General features: G+C 70.9%; 5 protein-coding genes. 3 read left to right on the top strand and 2 right to left on the bottom strand.

The annotated features are described in order from the left end of the window. Both AX685_RS22250 and AX685_RS02610 read left to right on the top strand, forming a co-directional pair. A partial coding sequence (locus tag AX685_RS22250; RefSeq protein WP_197418459.1) for a hypothetical protein occupies positions 1-1,546 on the top strand: 1,546 nt, incomplete at its 5' end. Positions 1,547-1,616: 70 nt separating this feature from the next. Next, positions 1,617-2,366, top strand: a complete 750-nt coding sequence (locus AX685_RS02610; protein ID WP_066485143.1) for an ankyrin repeat domain-containing protein — start codon at positions 1,617-1,619, stop codon at positions 2,364-2,366. Positions 2,367-2,370: 4 nt separating this feature from the next. On the opposite strand, the gene aguB is transcribed toward AX685_RS02610, so the two are convergent. Next, entirely contained in the window at positions 2,371-3,222 is an 852-nt protein-coding gene (aguB, locus tag AX685_RS02615) for an N-carbamoylputrescine amidase (RefSeq protein WP_066485147.1), read from the bottom strand. Between the two features lie 82 nt (positions 3,223-3,304). Here aguB and AX685_RS02620 point away from each other — a divergent pair, with 82 nt between their 5' ends. Further along, complete coding sequence (locus AX685_RS02620) at positions 3,305-3,853, top strand: DUF1993 domain-containing protein (protein WP_066485145.1); 549 nt, start codon at positions 3,305-3,307, stop codon at positions 3,851-3,853. Between the two features lie 15 nt (positions 3,854-3,868). On the opposite strand, the gene AX685_RS02625 is transcribed toward AX685_RS02620, so the two are convergent. Beyond that, positions 3,869-5,104, bottom strand: a 1,236-nt coding sequence (locus AX685_RS02625; protein WP_066485146.1) for a NupC/NupG family nucleoside CNT transporter, incomplete at its 5' end; no start/stop codon positions are given.

Genomic DNA, 5,104 nt, shown 5'->3' on the forward strand with positions numbered 1-5,104 from the left:
GCCCCCGCCCGAACCGCGCGGGTTCCTCGACCGGCTGGGCAGCGCGATCAGCAATGGCGACGTGCGCGATGTCGCCAGCACGGTGCGCGACGGGATCGGCGACGCGACCGAGGCGGGCCGCAACGGCATCACCAGCGCGGTCAACTGGACCGGCAGCCAGATCGGCAATGCCGCCGACGCCGCGCGCAGCCATATCACCGGCGACGACATCCTGTCGCAGGGGCTGCGCAACGCGATCGGCAATGCCGAATCGATCACCCGTTTCCAGGTCGGTTTCACCGGCGGCGTGCTGCGTGAGGGCGTCGGGCTGCTCGGCACCGTCGGGCAGCTGGGCGTGACCGCCTCCGAATTGCAGGTGTCGGCCGAGGCGCGGCAGGAACTGGCGAGCAATGTGGTCGGCGCGGTCGGCAACGCCGCGGACGCGACCGGGCGCTATCTCGAGTCGGCGGTGCAGGACCCCTCGCGGATCGGTGCCGATGTGAGCCGTGCGTGGGATGCCACCACCGATGCGGTCGGCGGGACGCTGGACCGGTACGGCCAGGCGATCGCCGAGGGCCGCACCGAAGAGATCGGCATGGATGTCGGCACGGTCGCGACGTACGTCGTGCCGGTCGGCGGCGGGCCGGCGCGCGGGCTGCTGACCGCCGGGATGCGCGGCGCGGCGCGCGAGGGCGCGGAAGTGGTCGGATCGACGGTCGCGCGCGACGTCACGCGCCAGGTGGCGAACGACCTTGCTCCGCCGCTGCGCGCCGCCAACGATGCCGCGCCGTCGCTGCGCGGGCCGCTGACCGATACGGTCGCCCCGCCGCCGCCGCCGGGTGCGCGCGGGCTGGCGGCGCCCGACGTGCCGCCGTCGCCGCTGCACGCCAAGGCGCAGATGGCCGAGCATGTCTATGGCCGCGGCGACTTGCCGCCCGGTGTCAGCACGGTCACCGATGCGGGCGAGTTGCGCGCGCTGAACCTGACGCCCGAGATGCTCGACCGCGGCGCGTTTCATGCGGAGGTCTATCGCAACGGCCCGGCCGGATCGGGCGATTACACGATCGCGTTCCGCGGATCGGGGCCGACGCGCGCGGGCGACTGGGTCAGCAACGGCTTGCAGGGGCTGGGCCTGCCGTCTAACCATTATGCGCGCGCGCTGGAAATCGGGAAGTCGATCGCGCGCGTCGATCCGTCGATCAACGTCGATTTCGTCGGCCATTCGCTTGGCGGGGGCCTTGCCTCGCACGCCGCCAATGCCGCCGGACGCGAGGCGACGACGTTCAACGCCGCGGGTCTGCACTTCATCTCCCGGCTGCAGGGGCAGGCGGTGGCGCGCGACGCCGGGATCACGCCGGGCCACGCCACCAATTACGCCGTGCCGGGCGAGATCCTGACGACGGCGCAGGAAAACCTGTGGCCCTTAACCCCGCGCGCGTTCGGCGAGACGCAGCGGCTGCCGTCGGTGATGCCGGAGGGAAAGACCGCCTGGGATCATTATGGCCCGCTCGCCCCGATCAACCGGCATCAGATCGACTGGGTGCTGGCCAGCACCGCGGCCCGATAAGCGCACGCCGCATCGCTTGACAGCGCCGGAGCGCGCCGCGATGCCGCGGCAGAGGCCAGCGGAGCGCAACATGGACGGGATCGCCACGGACCGGTTTGTCGCAGGCGCGGACCTGCCGGATGCGCGCGCATTGCGCGAGGCGGCCGGGCTGGGCGGATCGGGCCGCGACCTGATCGACGCGGTGCTGGCCGCGGACATCGCGCGCGTGCGCTTCCTGATGGAGCGCGATCCGGCGCTGGCGCAGACCAGTGCGGACGGCCGGTCGCTGGCGGAAGTGGCGGTCGCCACGGGCAATGCGATGCTGCTGCGTGAGATCCTGTCGCATGGCGTCGACCCCGATGGCGCAGGCGATGGCGCGCCGCTGGTGCTGGCGTTGCACGCGAACGGGCCGGAGCTGGCCTATGTCCTGCTGGCCGAACATGGCGCGGCACCGGCGCCGGCTGGCGCGGCACTGGAGCCGGCGCGCGCGGCGATCGCGCTGGGATCGGCGGCGGGGGTGCGGATGCTGCTGGACCATGGGCTGGACCCGAACGTGCGCGACACGCTGGATCGCCGCCCGCTGCACGTCGCGCTCGACATGGAGCGGTTCGCGATCGCCGAGTTGCTGCTCGCCGCCGGCGCCGATCCGTTCGCGATCGATACCGGGGGCGCGAACCTTGCCGCGTCGCTGGCGATGCCGATGGTCACCGACGTGCCCGACGAGGCGGCGGCGCGTGCGCGGCTGACCGCCGGGCTGGCGCGGCTCGGCTGGCCTTCCCCTGCGCCCACCCCGCGCGAGGTGCTGGCGCTGGCCGCCGACGGGCGCTGGCCGCCGCGCTGAGCCGTCAGATGTCCTGCGTCAGCCGGCCGTAGAGTTCCGGGCGGCGATCGCGGAAGAAGCCGAAGGCGGCACGGTGGCGGCGCGCGCGGTCGAGATCGAGCGTCGCGGTGATGACGCCTTCCTCCTCACGCCCCAGCTCCGCCAGGATATCGCCGCGCTCGTCGGTGATGAAGCTGGTGCCGTAGAAGGTCTGGCCGTGCTCCACCCCGACGCGGTTGGCGGCGATGACGGGCACGACGTTCGACACCGCATGGCCGACCATCGCGCGCCGCCACAGCCGCGCGGTGTCAAGCGAGGTATCGTGCGGTTCGCTGCCGATCGCGGTGGGATAGAACAGCAGTTCGGCGCCCATCAGCATCATCGCGCGCGCGGTTTCGGGATACCATTGGTCCCAGCAGACGCCGACGCCCAGCGTCGATCGGTCGGGGCCCCGCCACACCTTGAACCCGGTATTGCCGGGCCGGAAATAGAACTTCTCCTCATAACCCGGCCCGTCGGGGATGTGGCTCTTGCGGTACAGCCCCTGCACCTCGCCGTCGGGACCGATCATGGCGAGCGAATTATAGTGATGCGGCCCGTCCAGTTCGAAGAAGCTGGTGGGGATCCACACGCCCAGCGCCTCCGCCAGCGCCTGCATCGCCAGCACTGCCTTGTGCTCGCCCAGCGGCGCGGCATTGGCGAACAGCGATTCGTCCTCGACGCGGCAGAAATATTCGCCCTCGAACAGTTCGGGCGGCAGGATCACCTGCGCGCCGCGGCCATGCGCCTCGCGAACGGCGTCGGAAACCTTGGCGATGTTCGCATCGATATCGCCCGAAAAGGCGAGCTGGAGCGCGGCGACGGTGATCTGGGTCATGCGCGCGCACATAATGTCGGTTGCCGCGCCGCGCCAGACGGTGAGTCGTCTTACGGTCACCAGGCGGCTATAGCGATAGGCCATGACCCCGACCGACCTGCTGATCCCGACCTATCGCCAGATGCTGCGCATGCTGTGCGGGTTGCTCGACACGGCGCAGCAGCAGATGCCCGACCGCATGGAAGCGCTGATGTCGGCGCGGCTGGCCGACGACATGTACCCGCTGGCGACGCAGTTGCGCTTCGCCGCGTTGCAGGCGCAGGAAGCGGGATACCGGCTGCGCGGCGAGGACATGCCGGGGCGGCTGCTCGCACTGGGAGCGGAGGCGCGTGGGGCCGGGGAGGCACCCGGGTCGGTCGCCGATGCGCGGTCGCGGATCGACGAGGCGCTCGCGTTCCTGGCCGAGGCGAGGCTGGACGCCGAGGCGCCGGTGGCGTTGAAACTGCCGAACGGGATGGCATTCGACATGGCGGCGGAGGAATACGTCCGCGACTGGGCGCTGCCGCAATTCTATTTCCACGTCGTCACCGCCTACGCGATCCTGCGCCATCATGGCGTGGCGATCGGCAAGGGCGACTACGTGCCGCACATGTTCGCCTATCTGCGCCCCGGCACCGCTCCGGGGGCGTGAAGGGCGGCGCCGCGGTCAGCCGATCAGCAGCCCCGCCAGCGCCGCGCTCATCAGGTTCGCCAGGCTGCCCGCCGCCAGCGCGCGCAGGCCCAGCCGCGCGATCGTCGGGCGCTGGTTGGGCGCCAGGCTGCCGGTGACGGCCATCTGGATCGCGATCGAGGAGAAATTGGCGAAGCCGCACAGCGCGAAGGTGACGACCGCGATCGTCCGCGAGCTGAGCTGCGCGGCCTGTTTGCCCAGATCGATATAGGCGACGAATTCGTTGAGGACGATCTTCTCCCCGAACAGCCCGCCGGCGATCCCGGCTTCGTCCCACGGCACGTTGAGCAGGTACATGACCGGCTGGAAGACATAGCCGAGCAGCCCCTGGAAGCTCAGCTCCGGGTGGCCGAACCACGATCCGACCCCGCCCAGCAGCCCGTTGGCGAGCGCGACCAGCGCAACGAACGCCAGCACCATCGCGCCGACCGCGACGGCCAGCCGCACGCCGGTCTGCGCGCCCTGCGCGGCGGCCATGATGAGATTGGCGGGCTTCTCCTCGTCATGCGTCGCCTCGGGCAACGGTTCGCCAGGCGTCCCTTCGGGCAGCAGCGCGGCAGGGCCGCGGCCGCTGATCCGCGCCTCCGCCAGCGCGATCTGCTGCGCCTCGTCGGGCAGGTCGCCCAGCGGCAGTTCGCCCTCCGGCGGCATCACGCGATCGGGCATGATGATCTTGGCCATCAGGATCCCGCCCGGCGCGGCCATGAAGCTGGCGGCGAGCAGATAGTCGATGCGGATTCCCATCGAGGCATAGGCCGCCAGGATCGTTCCCGCGACGCCGGCCATCCCGCTGGTCATCACCGTGAACAGCTGCGCCGGGGTGAGGCCCGCCAGATAGGGGCGGATGACCAGCGGCGATTCGCTCTGCCCGACGAAGATGTTGGCGGCGGCGCACAGGCTTTCCACCTTGCTGGCGCCGATCACCTTCTCGATCGCGCCGCCGATCCAGCGCACGACCAGCTGCATCACGCCCAGATAATAGAGGATCGACACCAGGCTGGCGAAGAAGATGATGACCGGCAGCGCGGCGATCGCGAAGCTCTGTCCGCCGATCTCGGGACTGGCGAGCTTGCCGAACAGGAATTCGGTGCCGCGCTGCGAATAGCCGAGCAGCGCGGAGACGCCCGCCGACGCCCCCGCCAGCGCGGCGCGCCCCGGCGTCCAGTAGAGGACGACGATCGCGATGACGATCTGGAGCGCGAAGGCGCTGCC

The organism is Sphingomonas sp. CCH9-F2 (assembly GCF_001556735.1).
GTDB lineage: Bacteria > Pseudomonadota > Alphaproteobacteria > Sphingomonadales > Sphingomonadaceae > Sphingomonas > Sphingomonas ginsenosidimutans.